At 50.2% G+C, this 15,335-nt stretch carries 29 protein-coding genes; 26 read left to right on the top strand and 3 right to left on the bottom strand.

The genetic code is table 11. The features are described 5' to 3' along the window. The 26 genes from rpsS (at position 1) to G0034_RS20815 (ending at position 12,086) form a co-directional block, all read left to right on the top strand. Positions 1–279 carry a 30S ribosomal protein S19 gene (gene rpsS / locus G0034_RS20940; protein ID WP_001138117.1) on the top strand — a complete coding sequence of 93 codons (279 nt, stop codon included), beginning with the start codon at positions 1–3 and terminating at the stop codon, positions 277–279. Between the two features lie 14 nt (positions 280–293). Beyond that, positions 294–626 carry a 50S ribosomal protein L22 gene (gene rplV / locus G0034_RS20935; RefSeq protein WP_002919773.1) on the top strand — a complete coding sequence of 111 codons (333 nt, stop codon included), beginning with the start codon at positions 294–296 and terminating at the stop codon, positions 624–626. Positions 627–643: 17 nt separating this feature from the next. Beyond that, positions 644–1,345, top strand: coding sequence for a 30S ribosomal protein S3 (gene rpsC / locus G0034_RS20930; protein ID WP_000529945.1), 702 nt, complete (start codon positions 644–646; stop codon positions 1,343–1,345). Between the two features lie 12 nt (positions 1,346–1,357). Next, positions 1,358–1,768, top strand: a complete 411-nt coding sequence (gene rplP / locus G0034_RS20925; protein WP_002919759.1) for a 50S ribosomal protein L16 — start codon at positions 1,358–1,360, stop codon at positions 1,766–1,768. Beyond that, positions 1,768–1,959, top strand: coding sequence for a 50S ribosomal protein L29 (gene rpmC / locus G0034_RS20920; RefSeq protein ID WP_003863282.1), 192 nt, complete (start codon positions 1,768–1,770; stop codon positions 1,957–1,959). The genes rplP and rpmC overlap by 1 nt, the downstream gene beginning before the upstream one ends. After that, positions 1,959–2,213 (top strand): 30S ribosomal protein S17, encoded by a 255-nt coding sequence (gene rpsQ, locus G0034_RS20915; protein ID WP_008503489.1) that lies wholly within the window; start codon positions 1,959–1,961, stop codon positions 2,211–2,213. The genes rpmC and rpsQ overlap by 1 nt, the downstream gene beginning before the upstream one ends. Before the next feature lie 166 nt (positions 2,214–2,379). Continuing rightward, positions 2,380–2,751 (top strand): 50S ribosomal protein L14, encoded by a 372-nt coding sequence (gene rplN, locus G0034_RS20910; RefSeq protein ID WP_002919748.1) that lies wholly within the window; start codon positions 2,380–2,382, stop codon positions 2,749–2,751. A gap of 10 nt (positions 2,752–2,761) precedes the next feature. Further along, on the top strand, positions 2,762–3,076 hold the full coding sequence (gene rplX / locus G0034_RS20905) for a 50S ribosomal protein L24 (protein WP_003863287.1): 315 nt from the start codon (positions 2,762–2,764) through the stop codon (positions 3,074–3,076). Positions 3,077–3,090: 14 nt separating this feature from the next. Further along, on the top strand, positions 3,091–3,630 hold the full coding sequence (rplE, locus tag G0034_RS20900) for a 50S ribosomal protein L5 (RefSeq protein ID WP_001096206.1): 540 nt from the start codon (positions 3,091–3,093) through the stop codon (positions 3,628–3,630). A 14-nt stretch (positions 3,631–3,644) separates the two neighbouring features. Beyond that, entirely contained in the window at positions 3,645–3,950 is a 306-nt protein-coding gene (gene rpsN, locus G0034_RS20895) for a 30S ribosomal protein S14 (RefSeq protein ID WP_003863291.1), read from the top strand. A gap of 30 nt (positions 3,951–3,980) precedes the next feature. Further along, positions 3,981–4,373 (top strand): 30S ribosomal protein S8, encoded by a 393-nt coding sequence (gene rpsH, locus G0034_RS20890; RefSeq protein ID WP_006178918.1) that lies wholly within the window; start codon positions 3,981–3,983, stop codon positions 4,371–4,373. Positions 4,374–4,385: 12 nt separating this feature from the next. Then, the gene (gene rplF / locus G0034_RS20885; protein WP_003863296.1) at positions 4,386–4,919 is read left to right on the top strand and encodes a 50S ribosomal protein L6; all 534 of its coding nucleotides are present in this window, start codon (positions 4,386–4,388) and stop codon (positions 4,917–4,919) included. A gap of 9 nt (positions 4,920–4,928) precedes the next feature. Further along, positions 4,929–5,282 carry a 50S ribosomal protein L18 gene (gene rplR, locus G0034_RS20880; RefSeq protein ID WP_003863297.1) on the top strand — a complete coding sequence of 118 codons (354 nt, stop codon included), beginning with the start codon at positions 4,929–4,931 and terminating at the stop codon, positions 5,280–5,282. A 14-nt stretch (positions 5,283–5,296) separates the two neighbouring features. Continuing rightward, positions 5,297–5,797, top strand: coding sequence for a 30S ribosomal protein S5 (gene rpsE, locus G0034_RS20875; protein WP_003863299.1), 501 nt, complete (start codon positions 5,297–5,299; stop codon positions 5,795–5,797). A 6-nt stretch (positions 5,798–5,803) separates the two neighbouring features. After that, positions 5,804–5,983, top strand: coding sequence for a 50S ribosomal protein L30 (gene rpmD, locus G0034_RS20870; RefSeq protein WP_003863301.1), 180 nt, complete (start codon positions 5,804–5,806; stop codon positions 5,981–5,983). Positions 5,984–5,986: 3 nt separating this feature from the next. Beyond that, entirely contained in the window at positions 5,987–6,421 is a 435-nt protein-coding gene (rplO, locus tag G0034_RS20865; protein WP_014885468.1) for a 50S ribosomal protein L15, read from the top strand. 7 nt (positions 6,422–6,428) lie between these two features. After that, positions 6,429–7,760 carry a preprotein translocase subunit SecY gene (gene secY, locus G0034_RS20860; RefSeq protein WP_003863305.1) on the top strand — a complete coding sequence of 444 codons (1,332 nt, stop codon included), beginning with the start codon at positions 6,429–6,431 and terminating at the stop codon, positions 7,758–7,760. Between the two features lie 31 nt (positions 7,761–7,791). Beyond that, positions 7,792–7,908 carry a 50S ribosomal protein L36 gene (rpmJ, locus tag G0034_RS20855; RefSeq protein ID WP_000868187.1) on the top strand — a complete coding sequence of 39 codons (117 nt, stop codon included), beginning with the start codon at positions 7,792–7,794 and terminating at the stop codon, positions 7,906–7,908. 146 nt (positions 7,909–8,054) lie between these two features. Continuing rightward, positions 8,055–8,411, top strand: coding sequence for a 30S ribosomal protein S13 (rpsM, locus tag G0034_RS20850; protein WP_003863308.1), 357 nt, complete (start codon positions 8,055–8,057; stop codon positions 8,409–8,411). Positions 8,412–8,427: 16 nt separating this feature from the next. Next, complete coding sequence (gene rpsK / locus G0034_RS20845) at positions 8,428–8,817, top strand: 30S ribosomal protein S11 (RefSeq protein ID WP_003863312.1); 390 nt, start codon at positions 8,428–8,430, stop codon at positions 8,815–8,817. A gap of 32 nt (positions 8,818–8,849) precedes the next feature. Continuing rightward, positions 8,850–9,470 (top strand): 30S ribosomal protein S4, encoded by a 621-nt coding sequence (gene rpsD / locus G0034_RS20840; RefSeq protein ID WP_003863314.1) that lies wholly within the window; start codon positions 8,850–8,852, stop codon positions 9,468–9,470. Between the two features lie 25 nt (positions 9,471–9,495). Further along, on the top strand, positions 9,496–10,485 hold the full coding sequence (locus G0034_RS20835; RefSeq protein ID WP_002919219.1) for a DNA-directed RNA polymerase subunit alpha: 990 nt from the start codon (positions 9,496–9,498) through the stop codon (positions 10,483–10,485). Between the two features lie 40 nt (positions 10,486–10,525). Beyond that, the gene (gene rplQ / locus G0034_RS20830; protein WP_001216368.1) at positions 10,526–10,909 is read left to right on the top strand and encodes a 50S ribosomal protein L17; all 384 of its coding nucleotides are present in this window, start codon (positions 10,526–10,528) and stop codon (positions 10,907–10,909) included. A 107-nt stretch (positions 10,910–11,016) separates the two neighbouring features. Continuing rightward, the gene (locus G0034_RS20825; RefSeq protein WP_014885466.1) at positions 11,017–11,385 is read left to right on the top strand and encodes a DnaJ family domain-containing protein; all 369 of its coding nucleotides are present in this window, start codon (positions 11,017–11,019) and stop codon (positions 11,383–11,385) included. Positions 11,386–11,387: 2 nt separating this feature from the next. Next, positions 11,388–11,813, top strand: a complete 426-nt coding sequence (gene zntR, locus G0034_RS20820; protein ID WP_014885465.1) for a Zn(2+)-responsive transcriptional regulator — start codon at positions 11,388–11,390, stop codon at positions 11,811–11,813. Between the two features lie 57 nt (positions 11,814–11,870). After that, the gene (locus G0034_RS20815) at positions 11,871–12,086 is read left to right on the top strand and encodes an alternative ribosome-rescue factor A (protein WP_014885464.1); all 216 of its coding nucleotides are present in this window, start codon (positions 11,871–11,873) and stop codon (positions 12,084–12,086) included. Here G0034_RS20815 and mscL read toward each other — a convergent pair whose 3' ends face one another. From mscL to rsmB, 3 genes are all read right to left on the bottom strand, one after another. Beyond that, the gene (mscL, locus tag G0034_RS20810) at positions 12,087–12,497 is read right to left on the bottom strand and encodes a large-conductance mechanosensitive channel protein MscL (protein ID WP_014833515.1); all 411 of its coding nucleotides are present in this window, start codon (positions 12,495–12,497) and stop codon (positions 12,087–12,089) included. Between the two features lie 146 nt (positions 12,498–12,643). Further along, on the bottom strand, positions 12,644–14,020 hold the full coding sequence (gene trkA / locus G0034_RS20805; RefSeq protein ID WP_014885463.1) for a Trk system potassium transporter TrkA: 1,377 nt from the start codon (positions 14,018–14,020) through the stop codon (positions 12,644–12,646). Between the two features lie 22 nt (positions 14,021–14,042). Then, positions 14,043–15,329 (bottom strand): 16S rRNA (cytosine(967)-C(5))-methyltransferase RsmB, encoded by a 1,287-nt coding sequence (gene rsmB / locus G0034_RS20800; RefSeq protein ID WP_179121244.1) that lies wholly within the window; start codon positions 15,327–15,329, stop codon positions 14,043–14,045. Between the last annotated feature and the right edge of the window lie 6 nt (positions 15,330–15,335).

The following is a 15,335-nucleotide window of genomic DNA, read 5'->3' as shown; positions in this document are numbered from 1 at the left end:
ATGCCACGTTCTCTCAAGAAAGGTCCTTTTATTGACCTGCACTTGCTGAAGAAGGTAGAGAAAGCGGTGGAAAGCGGAGACAAGAAGCCCCTGCGCACTTGGTCCCGTCGTTCAACGATCTTTCCTAACATGATCGGTTTGACCATCGCTGTCCATAATGGTCGTCAGCACGTTCCAGTCTTTGTTACCGACGAAATGGTTGGTCACAAACTGGGTGAATTCGCACCGACTCGTACTTATCGCGGCCACGCTGCTGATAAAAAAGCGAAGAAGAAATAAGGTAGGAGGAAGAGATGGAAACTTTAGCTCAACATCGCCATGCTCGTTCTTCTGCACAGAAGGTTCGCCTTGTTGCTGACCTGATTCGCGGTAAGAAAGTGTCGCAGGCCTTGGACATCCTGACCTATACCAACAAGAAAGCTGCGGTATTGGTCAAGAAAGTACTGGAATCTGCCATTGCTAACGCTGAACACAACGATGGCGCTGACATCGACGATCTGAAAGTCGCGAAAATTTTCGTAGATGAAGGCCCAAGCATGAAGCGCATTATGCCGCGTGCGAAAGGTCGTGCAGATCGCATCCTGAAGCGCACCAGCCACATTACTGTGGTTGTGTCCGATCGCTGAGACTCTGGAGACTAGCAATGGGTCAGAAAGTACATCCTAATGGTATTCGCCTGGGTATTGTAAAACCATGGAACTCTACCTGGTTTGCGAACACCAAAGAATTCGCTGACAACCTGGACAGCGATTTTAAAGTACGTCAGTACCTGACTAAGGAACTGGCTAAAGCGTCTGTATCTCGTATCGTTATCGAGCGTCCAGCTAAGAGCATCCGTGTGACTATTCACACTGCTCGTCCTGGCATCGTTATCGGTAAGAAAGGCGAAGACGTAGAAAAACTGCGCAAGGTCGTAGCGGATATCGCTGGCGTTCCTGCACAGATCAATATCGCTGAAGTTCGTAAGCCTGAACTGGACGCTAAATTGGTTGCTGACAGCATCACTTCTCAGCTGGAACGTCGTGTTATGTTCCGTCGTGCTATGAAGCGTGCTGTACAGAACGCAATGCGTCTGGGCGCTAAGGGTATCAAAGTTGAAGTTAGCGGCCGTCTGGGCGGCGCGGAAATCGCACGTACCGAATGGTACCGTGAAGGTCGCGTACCGCTGCACACTCTGCGTGCTGACATCGACTACAACACCTCTGAAGCGCACACCACTTACGGTGTAATCGGCGTTAAGGTATGGATCTTCAAAGGTGAGATCCTGGGTGGTATGGCTGCTGTTGAACAACCGGAAAAACCGGCTGCTCAACCTAAAAAGCAGCAGCGTAAAGGCCGTAAATAAGGAGCGTCGCTGATGTTACAACCAAAGCGTACAAAATTCCGTAAAGTGCACAAAGGCCGCAACCGTGGTCTGGCGCAGGGTACGGATGTTAGCTTCGGCACTTTCGGTCTGAAAGCTGTTGGCCGTGGTCGTCTGACTGCACGTCAGATCGAAGCAGCACGTCGTGCAATGACCCGTGCAGTTAAGCGTCAAGGTAAGATCTGGATCCGTGTATTCCCGGACAAACCGATCACCGAGAAGCCGCTGGAAGTTCGTATGGGTAAAGGTAAAGGTAACGTGGAGTACTGGGTTGCCTTGATCCAACCGGGCAAAGTCCTTTATGAAATGGACGGTGTTCCGGAAGAGCTGGCCCGTGAAGCCTTCGGCCTGGCAGCAGCGAAACTGCCTATCAAAACCACCTTTGTAACTAAGACGGTGATGTAATGAAAGCAAAAGAGCTGCGTGAAAAAAGCGTTGAAGAGCTGAACGCTGAGCTGCTGAACCTGCTGCGTGAGCAGTTCAACCTGCGTATGCAGGCTGCAAGTGGCCAGCTGCAACAGACTCACCTGCTGAAGCAAGTGCGTCGCAATGTTGCACGCGTTAAGACTTTACTGACTCAGAAGGCGGGTGCGTAATGACCGATAAAATCCGTACTCTGCAAGGTCGTGTTGTTAGCGACAAAATGGAGAAATCCATTGTTGTAGCTATCGAACGTATTGTGAAACACCCGATCTACGGTAAATTCATCAAGCGTACGACCAAACTGCACGTACATGACGAGAACAACGAATGTGGTATCGGCGACAAGGTTGAAATCCGTGAATGCCGTCCACTGTCCAAGACTAAGTCCTGGACGCTGGTTCGCGTTGTAGAGAAAGCGGTTCTGTAATACAGTACGCATTCTCAATACGAATAAACGGCTCAGCGATGAGCCGTTTATTTTTTCTACCCATATTGCAGAAGCGGTGTTATAATGCCGCGCCCTCGATATGGGGCTTTTTAACGGCTCTGATTTTAGAGTCTCAGGTAGTAGTTGACATTAGCGGAGCACTAAAATGATCCAAGAACAGACTATGCTGAACGTCGCCGACAACTCCGGTGCACGTCGCGTAATGTGTATCAAGGTTCTGGGTGGCTCGCACCGTCGCTACGCAGGCGTAGGCGACATCATCAAGATCACCATCAAAGAAGCAATTCCACGTGGTAAGGTCAAAAAAGGTGATGTGCTGAAAGCGGTAGTGGTGCGCACCAAGAAGGGTGTTCGTCGCCCTGACGGTTCTGTCATTCGCTTCGATGGTAATGCATGCGTTATTTTGAACAATAACAGCGAGCAGCCTATCGGCACGCGTATCTTTGGGCCGGTAACTCGTGAACTTCGTACTGAGAAGTTCATGAAAATTATCTCTCTGGCACCAGAAGTACTCTAAGGAGCGAATCATGGCAGCGAAAATCCGTCGTGATGACGAAGTTATCGTGTTAACCGGTAAAGATAAAGGTAAACGCGGTAAAGTAAAAAATGTTCTGTCTTCCGGCAAACTCGTCGTTGAAGGTATCAACCTGGTTAAGAAACATCAGAAGCCGGTTCCGGCCCTGAACCAACCAGGTGGCATCGTTGAAAAAGAAGCTGCTATTCAGGTTTCTAACGTTGCAATCTTCAATGCGGCTACCGGCAAGGCTGACCGTGTAGGCTTTAGATTCGAAGACGGCAAAAAAGTCCGTTTCTTCAAGTCTAACAGCGAAACTATCAAGTAATTTGGAGTAGTACGATGGCGAAACTGCATGATTACTACAAAGACGAAGTAGTTAACAAACTCATGACTGAGTTTAACTACAATTCTGTCATGCAAGTCCCTCGGGTCGAGAAGATCACCCTGAACATGGGTGTTGGTGAAGCGATCGCTGACAAGAAACTGCTGGATAACGCAGCAGCTGACCTGACAGCAATCTCCGGTCAAAAACCGCTGATCACCAAAGCACGCAAATCTGTTGCAGGCTTCAAAATCCGTCAGGGCTATCCGATCGGCTGTAAAGTAACTCTGCGTGGCGAACGCATGTGGGAGTTCTTTGAGCGCCTGATCACTATTGCTGTTCCACGTATCCGTGACTTCCGTGGCTTGTCCGCTAAGTCTTTCGACGGTCGTGGTAACTACAGCATGGGTGTCCGTGAGCAGATCATCTTCCCAGAAATCGACTACGATAAAGTCGACCGCGTGCGTGGTTTGGATATTACCATTACCACTACTGCGAAATCTGACGAAGAAGGCCGTGCTCTGCTGGCTGCCTTTGACTTCCCGTTCCGCAAGTAAGGTAGGGTTACTGAATGGCTAAGCAATCAATGAAAGCACGCGAAGTAAAGCGCGTAGCTTTAGCTGATAAATTCTTCGCTAAACGCGCTGAACTGAAAGCGATCATTTCTGATGTGAACGCTTCCGACGAAGATCGTTGGAATGCGGTTCTCAAGCTGCAGTCTCTGCCGCGTGATTCCAGCCCGTCTCGTCAGCGTAACCGCTGTCGTCAAACAGGTCGTCCACATGGTTATGTGGGCAAGTTTGGGTTGAGCCGTATCAAACTGCGTGAAGCCGCCATGCGCGGTGAAGTGCCAGGCTTGAAAAAGGCTAGCTGGTAATTACCAATTGAATCACGGGAGTAAAGACAGATGAGCATGCAAGATCCGATCGCGGATATGCTGACCCGTATCCGTAACGGTCAGGCCGCGAACAAAGTTGCGGTCACCATGCCTTCCGCCAAGCTGAAAGTGGCAATTGCCAACGTGCTGAAGGAAGAAGGTTTTATCGAAGATTTTAAAGTTGAAGGCGACACCAAGCCGGAACTGGAACTTACTCTCAAGTATTTCCAGGGTAAAGCTGTTGTAGAAAGCATTCAGCGTGTCAGCCGCCCAGGCCTGCGCATCTATAAGAAAAAAGATGAGCTGCCAAAAGTTATGGCTGGTCTTGGTATCGCAGTTGTTTCTACCTCTAAAGGTGTTATGACTGATCGTGCAGCGCGCCAGGCTGGTCTTGGTGGCGAAATTATCTGCTACGTAGCCTAATCGGAGGAAAGAATGTCTCGTGTTGCTAAAGCACCGGTCGTCATTCCTGCCGGCGTTGATGTTAAAATCGACGGTCAGGTTATTACGATCAAAGGTAAAAACGGCGAGCTGACTCGTACCCTCAACAAAGCTGTTGAAGTTAAACATGCAGATAACGCTCTGACCTTCGGTCCACGTGATGGTTTCGTGGATGGATGGGCTCAGGCTGGTACCGCGCGTGCCCTGCTGAACTCAATGGTTGTTGGTGTTACCGAAGGCTTCACTAAAAAGCTTCAGCTGGTTGGTGTAGGTTATCGTGCAGCGATCAAAGGGAATGCAGTAGGCCTGTCTCTGGGCTTCTCACACCCTGTTGAGCATCCGCTGCCGGCCGGTATCACTGCAGAATGTCCGACTCAAACTGAAATCGTGCTGAAAGGCGCTGATAAACAGCTGATCGGTCAGGTTGCAGCAGATCTGCGCGCCTACCGTCGTCCTGAGCCTTACAAAGGCAAGGGTGTTCGTTACGCCGACGAAGTCGTGCGTACCAAAGAGGCTAAGAAGAAGTAAGGTAACACTATGGATAAGAAATCTGCTCGTATCCGTCGTGCGACCCGCGCACGCCGCAAGCTCAAAGAGCTGGGTGCAACTCGCCTGGTGGTACATCGTACCCCGCGTCATATTTACGCACAGGTAATTGCACCGAACGGTTCTGAAGTTCTGGTAGCTGCTTCTACTGTAGAAAAAGCTATCTCAGAACAATTGAAGTACACCGGTAACAAAGACGCCGCTGCAGCTGTAGGTAAAGCTGTTGCTGAACGCGCTCTGGAAAAAGGCATCAGCAATGTTTCCTTTGACCGTTCCGGGTTCCAATATCATGGTCGTGTCCAGGCACTGGCAGATGCTGCCCGTGAAGCTGGCCTTCAGTTCTAAGGTAGAGGTGTAAGATGGCTCACATCGAAAAACAGGCTGGCGAACTGCAGGAAAAGCTGATCGCGGTAAACCGCGTATCTAAAACCGTTAAAGGTGGTCGTATCTTCTCCTTCACAGCTCTGACTGTAGTAGGCGATGGTAACGGTCGCGTTGGTTTTGGTTACGGTAAAGCGCGTGAAGTTCCAGCAGCGATCCAGAAAGCGATGGAAAAAGCCCGTCGCAATATGATTAACGTCGCGCTGAACAACGGCACCCTGCAACACCCTGTTAAAGGTGTTCACACGGGTTCTCGTGTATTCATGCAGCCAGCTTCAGAAGGTACCGGTATCATCGCCGGTGGTGCAATGCGCGCCGTTCTGGAAGTTGCTGGGGTTCATAACGTTCTGGCCAAAGCATATGGTTCCACCAACCCGATTAACGTGGTTCGTGCAACTATTGATGGCCTGGAAAATATGAATTCTCCAGAAATGGTCGCTGCCAAGCGTGGTAAATCCGTTGAAGAAATTCTGGGGTAATTGACCATGGCAAAGACTATTAAAATCACTCAAACCCGCAGTGCAATCGGTCGTCTGCCGAAACACAAGGCAACGCTGCTTGGCCTGGGTCTGCGTCGTATTGGTCATACCGTTGAGCGCGAGGATACTCCTGCTGTTCGTGGTATGGTCAACGCGGTTTACTTCATGGTTAAAGTTGAGGAGTAAGAGATGCGTTTAAATACTCTGTCTCCGGCCGAAGGCTCTAAAAAGGCGGGTAAACGCCTGGGTCGTGGTATCGGTTCTGGCCTCGGCAAAACCGGTGGTCGTGGTCACAAAGGTCAGAACTCTCGTTCTGGCGGTGGCGTACGTCGCGGTTTCGAGGGTGGCCAGATGCCACTGTACCGTCGTCTGCCGAAGTTCGGCTTCACCTCTCGCAAAGCAGCGATCACAGCGGAAATCCGTCTGTCTGACCTGGCGAAAGTTGAAGGCGGCGTTGTAGACCTGAACACGCTGAAAGCAGCAAACATTATCGGTATTCAGATCGAGTTCGCGAAAGTGATCCTGTCTGGTGAAGTTTCTACTCCGGTAACTGTTCGTGGCCTGCGTGTTACTAAAGGTGCTCGTGCTGCTATCGAAGCTGCTGGCGGTAAAATTGAGGAATAAGTAGCAGATGGCTAAGCAACCGGGATTAGATTTTCAAAGTGCCAAAGGTGGATTTGGCGAGCTGAAACGCAGACTGCTGTTTGTTATCGGCGCGCTGATTGTGTTCCGTATTGGCTCTTTTATTCCGATCCCTGGTATCGATGCCGCTGTACTTGCCAAACTGCTTGAGCAACAGCGAGGCACCATCATTGAAATGTTCAACATGTTCTCTGGTGGTGCTCTCAGCCGTGCTTCTATCTTCGCTCTGGGTATCATGCCGTATATTTCGGCATCGATTATTATCCAGCTGCTGACGGTCGTTCATCCGGCCCTGGCAGAATTGAAGAAAGAAGGGGAGTCTGGACGTCGTAAGATTAGTCAGTACACCCGTTACGGTACTCTGGTGCTGGCAATATTCCAGTCGATCGGTATTGCTACCGGTCTGCCGAATATGCCTGGTATGCAGGGCCTGGTATTAAACCCAGGCTTTGCATTCTATTTCACCGCTGTTGTTAGTCTGGTCACAGGGACGATGTTCCTGATGTGGCTCGGCGAACAGATTACTGAGCGTGGTATCGGTAACGGTATCTCAATCATTATCTTCGCCGGTATTGTTGCGGGTCTTCCGCCAGCCATCGCCCACACTATCGAGCAAGCGCGTCAAGGCGACCTGCACTTCCTCCTGTTGCTGTTGGTTGCAGTATTAGTATTTGCAGTGACGTTCTTTGTTGTCTTCGTTGAACGTGGTCAACGCCGCATTGTGGTGAACTACGCGAAACGTCAGCAAGGTCGTCGTGTCTATGCTGCACAGAGCACACATTTACCGCTGAAAGTGAATATGGCGGGGGTAATCCCGGCAATCTTCGCTTCCAGTATTATTCTGTTCCCGGCAACCATCGCGTCATGGTTCGGGGGCGGTACTGGTTGGAACTGGCTGACAACAATTTCGCTGTATTTGCAGCCTGGGCAACCACTTTATGTGTTACTCTATGCGTCTGCGATCATCTTCTTCTGTTTCTTCTACACGGCGTTGGTCTTCAACCCGCGTGAAACAGCAGATAACCTGAAGAAGTCCGGTGCATTTGTACCAGGAATTCGTCCGGGAGAGCAAACGGCGAAGTATATCGATAAAGTAATGACCCGCCTGACTTTGGTTGGTGCGCTTTATATTACTTTTATCTGCCTGATCCCGGAGTTCATGCGTGATGCAATGAAAGTACCGTTCTACTTCGGTGGGACCTCACTGCTTATCGTTGTTGTCGTGATTATGGACTTTATGGCTCAAGTGCAAACTCTGATGATGTCCAGTCAGTATGAGTCTGCATTGAAGAAGGCGAACCTGAAAGGCTACGGCCGCTAATTGGTCGCCTGAGAAGTTACGGAGAGTAAAAATGAAAGTTCGTGCTTCCGTCAAGAAATTATGCCGTAACTGCAAAATCGTTAAGCGTGATGGTGTCATCCGTGTGATTTGCAGTGCCGAGCCGAAGCATAAACAGCGCCAAGGCTGATTATTTCGCATATTTTTCTTGCAAAGTTGGGTTGAGCTGGCTAGATTAGCCAGCCAATCTTTTGTATGTCTGTACGTTTCCATTTGAGTATCCTGAAAACGGGCTTTTCAGCATGGTGCGTACATATTAAATAGTAGGAGTGCATAGTGGCCCGTATAGCAGGCATTAACATTCCTGATCAGAAACATGCTGTGATCGCATTAACTTCGATCTACGGCGTCGGCAAGACCCGTTCTAAAGCCATTCTGGCTGCAGCGGGTATCGCTGAAGATGTTAAGATCAGTGAGCTGTCTGAAGAACAAATCGACACGCTGCGTGACGAAGTTGCCAAATTTGTCGTTGAAGGTGATCTGCGCCGTGAAATCAGCATGAGCATCAAGCGCCTGATGGATCTTGGTTGCTATCGCGGTTTGCGTCATCGTCGTGGTCTGCCAGTGCGCGGTCAGCGTACTAAGACCAACGCACGTACCCGTAAGGGTCCGCGCAAACCGATCAAGAAATAATCGGGGTGATTGAATAATGGCAAAGGCACCAGTTCGTGCACGTAAACGTGTAAGAAAACAAGTCTCTGACGGCGTGGCTCATATCCATGCTTCTTTCAACAACACCATCGTTACTATTACTGATCGTCAGGGTAACGCTTTGGGTTGGGCAACAGCCGGTGGTTCCGGTTTCCGTGGTTCTCGCAAATCCACTCCGTTCGCAGCTCAGGTTGCAGCAGAGCGTTGCGCTGAAGCCGTAAAAGAATACGGCATCAAGAATCTGGAAGTTATGGTTAAAGGTCCGGGTCCGGGTCGTGAATCTACTGTTCGCGCTCTGAACGCCGCTGGTTTCCGCATCACGAATATTACTGATGTGACTCCGATCCCTCATAACGGTTGTCGTCCGCCGAAAAAACGTCGCGTATAACGCTCGTTTTTTAGGTTAGTTGGAGATAGAAAATGGCAAGATATTTGGGTCCTAAGCTCAAGCTGAGCCGTCGTGAGGGCACCGACTTATTCCTTAAGTCTGGCGTTCGCGCGATCGATACCAAGTGTAAAATTGAACAAGCTCCTGGCCAGCACGGTGCGCGTAAACCGCGTCTGTCTGACTATGGTGTGCAGTTGCGTGAAAAGCAAAAAGTTCGCCGTATCTACGGTGTGCTGGAGCGTCAGTTCCGTAACTACTATAAAGAAGCAGCACGTCTGAAAGGCAACACAGGTGAAAACCTGCTGGCTCTGCTGGAAGGTCGTCTGGACAACGTTGTTTACCGTATGGGCTTCGGCGCGACTCGTGCTGAATCACGCCAGTTGGTTAGCCACAAAGCAATCATGGTAAACGGTCGTGTTGTTAACATCGCTTCTTATCAGGTTAAAGCGAATGACGTTGTTAGCATTCGTGAGAAAGCGAAAAAGCAATCTCGCGTGAAGGCCGCTCTGGAGCTGGCTGAGCAGCGTGAAAAGCCAACCTGGCTGGAAGTTGATGCTGGCAAGATGGAAGGTACGTTCAAGCGTCAGCCGGAACGTTCTGATCTGTCTGCGGACATTAACGAACACCTGATCGTCGAGCTTTACTCCAAGTAAAGCTTAGTACCAAAGAGAGGACACAATGCAGGGTTCTGTGACAGAGTTTCTAAAACCGCGCCTGGTAGATATCGAGCAAGTGAGTTCGACGCACGCCAAGGTGACCCTTGAGCCTTTAGAGCGTGGCTTTGGCCATACTCTGGGTAACGCACTGCGCCGTATTCTGCTCTCATCGATGCCGGGTTGCGCGGTGACCGAGGTTGAGATTGATGGTGTACTTCATGAGTACAGCACCAAAGAAGGCGTTCAGGAAGATATCCTTGAAATCCTGCTCAACCTGAAAGGGCTGGCGGTGAGAGTTCAGGGTAAAGATGAAGTTATTCTTACTCTGAATAAATCTGGCATTGGCCCTGTGACTGCAGCCGACATCACCCACGACGGTGATGTTGAAATCGTCAAGCCGCAGCACGTGATCTGCCACCTGACCGATGAGAACGCAGCTATTAGCATGCGTATCAAAGTTCAGCGCGGTCGTGGTTATGTGCCGGCTTCTGCCCGAATTCATTCGGAAGAAGATGAGCGCCCAATCGGCCGTCTGCTGGTCGACGCATGCTACAGCCCTGTAGAGCGTATTGCCTACAATGTTGAAGCAGCGCGTGTAGAACAGCGTACCGACCTGGACAAGCTGGTCATCGAAATGGAAACCAACGGCACAATCGATCCTGAAGAGGCGATTCGTCGTGCGGCAACCATCCTGGCAGAACAACTGGAAGCTTTCGTTGACTTACGTGATGTTCGTCAGCCGGAAGTGAAAGAAGAGAAACCAGAATTCGATCCGATCCTGCTGCGCCCTGTTGACGATCTCGAATTGACTGTCCGCTCTGCTAACTGCCTCAAGGCAGAAGCTATCCACTATATCGGTGATCTGGTACAGCGTACCGAGGTTGAGTTGCTGAAAACGCCGAACCTGGGTAAAAAATCTCTTACCGAGATTAAAGACGTGCTGGCTTCACGTGGTTTGTCTCTGGGCATGCGCCTGGAAAACTGGCCACCAGCAAGCATTGCTGACGAGTAACCGGATCACAGGTTAAGGTTTTACTGAGAAGGATAAGGTCATGCGCCATCGTAAGAGTGGTCGTCAACTGAACCGCAACAGCAGCCATCGCCAGGCTATGTTCCGCAACATGGCAGGTTCACTGGTTCGTCATGAAATCATCAAGACGACCCTGCCTAAAGCGAAAGAGCTGCGTCGCGTAGTTGAGCCGCTGATTACTCTTGCCAAGACTGACAGCGTTGCTAATCGTCGTCTGGCATTCGCCCGCACTCGTGATAACGAGATCGTGGCAAAACTGTTTAACGAACTGGGCCCGCGTTTCGCGAGCCGTGCCGGTGGTTACACTCGCATTCTGAAGTGTGGTTTCCGTGCAGGCGACAACGCGCCGATGGCTTACATCGAGCTGGTTGATCGTTCAGAGAAAGCAGAAGCTGCTGCAGAGTAATCTGCAGTAACGTAAAAAAACCCGCCTCGGCGGGTTTTTTTATATCCGCAGTATCCCCACTTCTCTACAATGTCTGTATTAATTTTGTTCATCCCCTGGAGCTGACGATGTGGTTGCTTGACCAGTGGGCAGAACGTCATATTCGCGATGCCCAAAATAAAGGTGATTTCGACGATCTCCCCGGAAGCGGCGAACCTCTTGTGCTGGAAGATGATTCGCATATTGCGCCTGAACTGCGGGCCGGATACCGTTTACTAAAAAACGCCGGCTGTCTTCCTCCTGAGCTTGAGCAGCGCAGAGAGGCCGTTGAACTTATCGATTTGCTAAAAGGTATTCGCCGGGACGATCCACGACATACTGAACTTAGCCGCAGGCTTGCCCTTGTCGAGCTCAAGTTACGTCAGGCCGGGTTGAGTACTGAATTTCTGCATGGCGAATACAGTGAAAGATTGATGCAGAAAATAAACGAGGAGTAGCGATGTACCGTATCGGTGAACTTGCAAAGCTCGCGAACGTAACGCCGGATACTATCCGATATTACGAAAAGCAGCAGATGATCGATCATGAAGTACGCACAGAAGGCGGGTTTCGGCTTTATACCGATAACGATCTACAGCGTTTAAGATTTATACGCTATGCGCGACAGCTTGGATTCACGCTGGACTCGATCCGCGAGTTATTATCGATCCGCATCGATCCTGAACATCATACCTGCCAGGAATCAAAAAGCATCGTGCAGGCCCGGCTTGATGAAGTTGAAGCCCGTATTCAGGAGCTGCAAACCATGCAACGTTCTCTGCAAAGGCTGAATGATGCCTGCTGTGGAACGGCCCATAGCAGTATTTATTGTTCAATTCTTGAAGCCCTTGAACAGGGGGCCAGTGGAGAAACGCGGGGATGTTGATTTTTAATCCACCCGGGTCTAGACTTCCGTCGTCATAAACCATGCTCAGGAGAAAAGATGAGCCACTATCAGCATACGAAGGGACAAATTAAAGACAATGCCATTGAGGCCTTACTTCACGACCCGCTTTTTCGACAGCGTGTTGAAAAGAATAAAAAAGGGAAGGGAAGTTATCTGCGTAAAAACAAACATGCAAAACGGGGTAACTGGGAGGCCAGTGGCAAGCAAGCGAATCGCTTATTTACCACTGGCCTTCCTGCTTTAATTTGCTGATTAAACGCGGTTGTTCTGCTCTTTTAACAGATCGCGGATTTCAGTCAGCAAGACTTCTTCTTTCGTTGGTGCTGGCGCAGCTGCTGGCTCTTCTTTTTTACGGTTGAGTCTGTTGATCAGCTTGATAGCCATGAAAATAGCAAACGCCACAATCACGAAATCAAATACGTTCTGAATAAATACACCATAATGCATCACTACTGCCGGGATATCCCCCTGCGCTTCACGCAGCGTGAAGGCGAATTGTTTGAAATCAATGCCCCCGATGAGCAACCCTAAAGGCGGCATGATGATATCTGCAACTAATGATGAAACAATCTTGCCGAATGCCGCACCAATAATGACACCCACTGCCAAATCAACCACGTTCCCGCGCATCGCAAATTCGCGAAATTCTTTAATAAAACTCATTATGTTCTCCTTGTGCCAGCTGACGACTATAAGTTTAACAAATGATTAGCTATTTGCCATTCGGGATAATTAAACGTTATGAAAAATAAAAGGCACAGGAATTAAGCGGTTAAAGCGTGGGTGCTCGTATGCGAGCACCCGACTCATTAAAGGAAGAAGGGACTTGGCTGGAATAAACGTTCGACGTCGGTAATAAACTTTTTATCGGTAAGGAACATAATTACGTGATCGCCTTGTTCAATACGCAAATTATCATTGGCGATCATGACATCATTCCCACGCACGACAGCGCCGATTATGGTGCCTGGCGGCAGTTTAATTTCGTCGATGGCGCGGCCCACAACGCGTGATGTGGTTTCATCACCATGCGCCACCGCTTCAATGGCTTCAGCCACACCGCGGCGGAGTGATGAAACACCGACAATGTCCGCTTTACGTACATGGCTTAGCAGGGCAGAAATCGTTGCCTGCTGCGGTGAAATGGCAATATCAATAACGCTGCCCTGAACGAGATCAACATAAGCCTTACGCTGGATAAGCACCATGACCTTCTTTGCCCCCATACGCTTGGCGAGCATGGCAGACATAATATTCGCCTCGTCATCATTAGTGACGGCAATAAAAAGATCTACTTGATCAATATGTTCTTCTGCCAGCAGCTCCTGATCCGACGCATCGCCATAAAATACGATCGTATTTTGCAACTTCTCCGCCAGTTCAGAAGCCCGCTGTTGATCGCGCTCGATCAATTTCACGCTATAGTCTTTTTCCAGCCTGCGCGCGAGACCCGCGCCGATATTGCCGCCGCCGACCAGCATAATACGTTTATAAGGCTTTTCGAGACGCTGTAGCTCACTCATCACCGCACGGATATGCTGAGAGGCAGCAATAAAGAAGACCTCATCGCCAGCTTCGACAATGGTAGAGCCTTGCGGGCGGATAGGTCTGTCGTGACGGAAAATGGCGGCGACGCGCGTATCAATATGGGGCATATGTTCGCGCATGGTGGACAACGCGTTGCCAATCAATGGCCCACCGTAATAAGCCTTAACTACAGCCAGACTGACTTTCCCTTCGGCAAAGTTCACCACCTGCAGTGCCCCTGGATATTCGATCAGGCGATAGATATTGTCGATAACCAGTTGTTCAGGCGCGATGAGATGATCGATTGGAACCGCTTCTGAATTAAACAGTTTCTCGGCATCGCGAACATAGTCCGGAGAGCGGATACGTGCGATTCGGTTTGGTGTGTTGAAAAGCGAATAGGCCACCTGACAAGCCACCATATTGGTTTCATCAGAACTGGTGACCGCAACCAGCATGTCGGCATCGTCAGCGCCAGCCTCGCGCAGAACGCGCGGATGAGAACCGTGACCCTGCACAACGCGAAGGTCAAATTTGTCCTGCAATACGCGCAGACGATCGCCGTTGGTATCAACAATGGTGATGTCATTGTTTTCGCCAACCAGGTTTTCTGCCAGCGTTCCACCAACCTGTCCTGCGCCCAGAATGATAATCTTCATATCTTGTGACCTGTTCTCAACATCACTCTTTGATTAGCTTAGCGTAAAAGAAGCCATCACCCTCTTCCGCACCCGGCAGGTTCTGCTGACCCGGGTTTTCAGGTGTTCCCGTATCACGCAGCGTAGCGTCCGGAGTGCGTTTAAGGAAGACCGCGATTTGCTGGCTGTTTTCTTCCGGCAGCACGGAGCAGGTCGCGTAGACCAGCGTTCCACCTGGTTTTAGATGCGGCCAGATGGCGTCAAGAATATCCGATTGCAGTTGGGCAAGTTCCTTGATATCACGATCGCGGCGCAGCCACTTGATATCGGGGTGACGGCGAATAACACCGGTTGCAGAGCAAGGGGCATCCAGCAAAATACGATCGAATTGTGTTTCACCACACCATTCTGCGGGTTTGCGTCCATCGCCCTGCTTAACCTGTGCCTTCATACCCAGACGCTTAAGGTTATCGTAGACGCGTGAAAGACGCTGCTCATCAACATCGACTGCCATCACGCTGGCCTGCGGAGCCACTTCCAGAATGTGCGTTGTTTTTCCGCCTGGTGCTGCGCACAAATCGAGGATCTGCTCGCCATTTTTCGGCTCAAGGAAAGTCATACAACCCTGAGCAGAGGCATCCTGTACGGTCACCCAGCCTTCATCAAAACCGGGTAAAGCATGTACCGGTGCAGGGGAAGCTAAACGCACGGCGTCAGGATAGGCATCATGTGTGAATCCACTCATTCCGGCCTCTTCGAGCAAGCTCAGCCAGGCATCGCGGGTATGATGATTCCGGTTAACGCGCAGCCACATCGGTGGACGTTGATTATTGGCTTCGGCAATGTTTTGCCATTGTTGTGGATACGCCTTTTTAAGGCGATTCAGAAGCCAGTCCGGATGCAGGTAACGTGTTTCGCTTTGCGTAAATTCAGCCAGCAGCTCTTCCTGCTGTCGCTGGAACTGACGCAGTACACCGTTGATCAACCCTTTCAACTGAGGACGTTTAATCGCAACGGCACCTTCCACCGTCTCAGCCAGTGCGGCATGAGGGGGGATTCGGGTATGAAGAAGCTGATAAAAACCCACCATAATCAAATAATGTATGGTGCGCTGTTTGCCGGTCATTGGGCGTGACATCAGCTTATTAATGAGCCACTCAAGTTGAGAGAGAGTGCGCAGGACGCCAAAACAGAGCTCCTGAAGCAGGGCTTTGTCTTTATCAGATACTTTTTGTTGCAGGGGAGGCAGGACATTACTCAATGACTGACCCTGCTCGATGACCTGCTCAACGGCCTGCGCCGCCATACTGCGAAGATTTTGTTTTTTCATAACCGT

The organism is Enterobacter sp. T2 (assembly GCF_010692925.1).
GTDB lineage: Bacteria > Pseudomonadota > Gammaproteobacteria > Enterobacterales > Enterobacteriaceae > Enterobacter > Enterobacter kobei.
Note: the sequence above shows the minus strand (reverse complement) of the source record. Positions and strands in the feature narration are given on the sequence as shown.

Excerpts from the sequence above, each read along its gene's own strand:
- rpsS (WP_001138117.1), top strand. The coding sequence starts at position 1 with ATGCCACGTTCTCTCAAGAAAGGTCCTTTTATTGACCTGCACTTGCTG.
- rplV (WP_002919773.1), top strand. The coding sequence starts at position 294 with ATGGAAACTTTAGCTCAACATCGCCATGCTCGTTCTTCTGCACAGAAG.
- rpsC (WP_000529945.1), top strand. The coding sequence starts at position 644 with ATGGGTCAGAAAGTACATCCTAATGGTATTCGCCTGGGTATTGTAAAA.
- rplP (WP_002919759.1), top strand. The coding sequence starts at position 1,358 with ATGTTACAACCAAAGCGTACAAAATTCCGTAAAGTGCACAAAGGCCGC.
- rpmC (WP_003863282.1), top strand. The coding sequence starts at position 1,768 with ATGAAAGCAAAAGAGCTGCGTGAAAAAAGCGTTGAAGAGCTGAACGCT.
- rpsQ (WP_008503489.1), top strand. The coding sequence starts at position 1,959 with ATGACCGATAAAATCCGTACTCTGCAAGGTCGTGTTGTTAGCGACAAA.
- rplN (WP_002919748.1), top strand. The coding sequence starts at position 2,380 with ATGATCCAAGAACAGACTATGCTGAACGTCGCCGACAACTCCGGTGCA.
- rplX (WP_003863287.1), top strand. The coding sequence starts at position 2,762 with ATGGCAGCGAAAATCCGTCGTGATGACGAAGTTATCGTGTTAACCGGT.
- rplE (WP_001096206.1), top strand. The coding sequence starts at position 3,091 with ATGGCGAAACTGCATGATTACTACAAAGACGAAGTAGTTAACAAACTC.
- rpsN (WP_003863291.1), top strand. The coding sequence starts at position 3,645 with ATGGCTAAGCAATCAATGAAAGCACGCGAAGTAAAGCGCGTAGCTTTA.
- rpsH (WP_006178918.1), top strand. The coding sequence starts at position 3,981 with ATGAGCATGCAAGATCCGATCGCGGATATGCTGACCCGTATCCGTAAC.
- rplF (WP_003863296.1), top strand. The coding sequence starts at position 4,386 with ATGTCTCGTGTTGCTAAAGCACCGGTCGTCATTCCTGCCGGCGTTGAT.
- rplR (WP_003863297.1), top strand. The coding sequence starts at position 4,929 with ATGGATAAGAAATCTGCTCGTATCCGTCGTGCGACCCGCGCACGCCGC.
- rpsE (WP_003863299.1), top strand. The coding sequence starts at position 5,297 with ATGGCTCACATCGAAAAACAGGCTGGCGAACTGCAGGAAAAGCTGATC.
- rpmD (WP_003863301.1), top strand. The coding sequence starts at position 5,804 with ATGGCAAAGACTATTAAAATCACTCAAACCCGCAGTGCAATCGGTCGT.
- rplO (WP_014885468.1), top strand. The coding sequence starts at position 5,987 with ATGCGTTTAAATACTCTGTCTCCGGCCGAAGGCTCTAAAAAGGCGGGT.
- secY (WP_003863305.1), top strand. The coding sequence starts at position 6,429 with ATGGCTAAGCAACCGGGATTAGATTTTCAAAGTGCCAAAGGTGGATTT.
- rpmJ (WP_000868187.1), top strand. The coding sequence starts at position 7,792 with ATGAAAGTTCGTGCTTCCGTCAAGAAATTATGCCGTAACTGCAAAATC.
- rpsK (WP_003863312.1), top strand. The coding sequence starts at position 8,428 with ATGGCAAAGGCACCAGTTCGTGCACGTAAACGTGTAAGAAAACAAGTC.
- rpsD (WP_003863314.1), top strand. The coding sequence starts at position 8,850 with ATGGCAAGATATTTGGGTCCTAAGCTCAAGCTGAGCCGTCGTGAGGGC.
- G0034_RS20835 (WP_002919219.1), top strand. The coding sequence starts at position 9,496 with ATGCAGGGTTCTGTGACAGAGTTTCTAAAACCGCGCCTGGTAGATATC.
- rplQ (WP_001216368.1), top strand. The coding sequence starts at position 10,526 with ATGCGCCATCGTAAGAGTGGTCGTCAACTGAACCGCAACAGCAGCCAT.
- G0034_RS20825 (WP_014885466.1), top strand. The coding sequence starts at position 11,017 with ATGTGGTTGCTTGACCAGTGGGCAGAACGTCATATTCGCGATGCCCAA.
- zntR (WP_014885465.1), top strand. The coding sequence starts at position 11,388 with ATGTACCGTATCGGTGAACTTGCAAAGCTCGCGAACGTAACGCCGGAT.
- G0034_RS20815 (WP_014885464.1), top strand. The coding sequence starts at position 11,871 with ATGAGCCACTATCAGCATACGAAGGGACAAATTAAAGACAATGCCATT.
- mscL (WP_014833515.1), bottom strand. The coding sequence starts at position 12,497 with ATGAGTTTTATTAAAGAATTTCGCGAATTTGCGATGCGCGGGAACGTG.
- trkA (WP_014885463.1), bottom strand. The coding sequence starts at position 14,020 with ATGAAGATTATCATTCTGGGCGCAGGACAGGTTGGTGGAACGCTGGCA.
- rsmB (WP_179121244.1), bottom strand. The coding sequence starts at position 15,329 with ATGAAAAAACAAAATCTTCGCAGTATGGCGGCGCAGGCCGTTGAGCAG.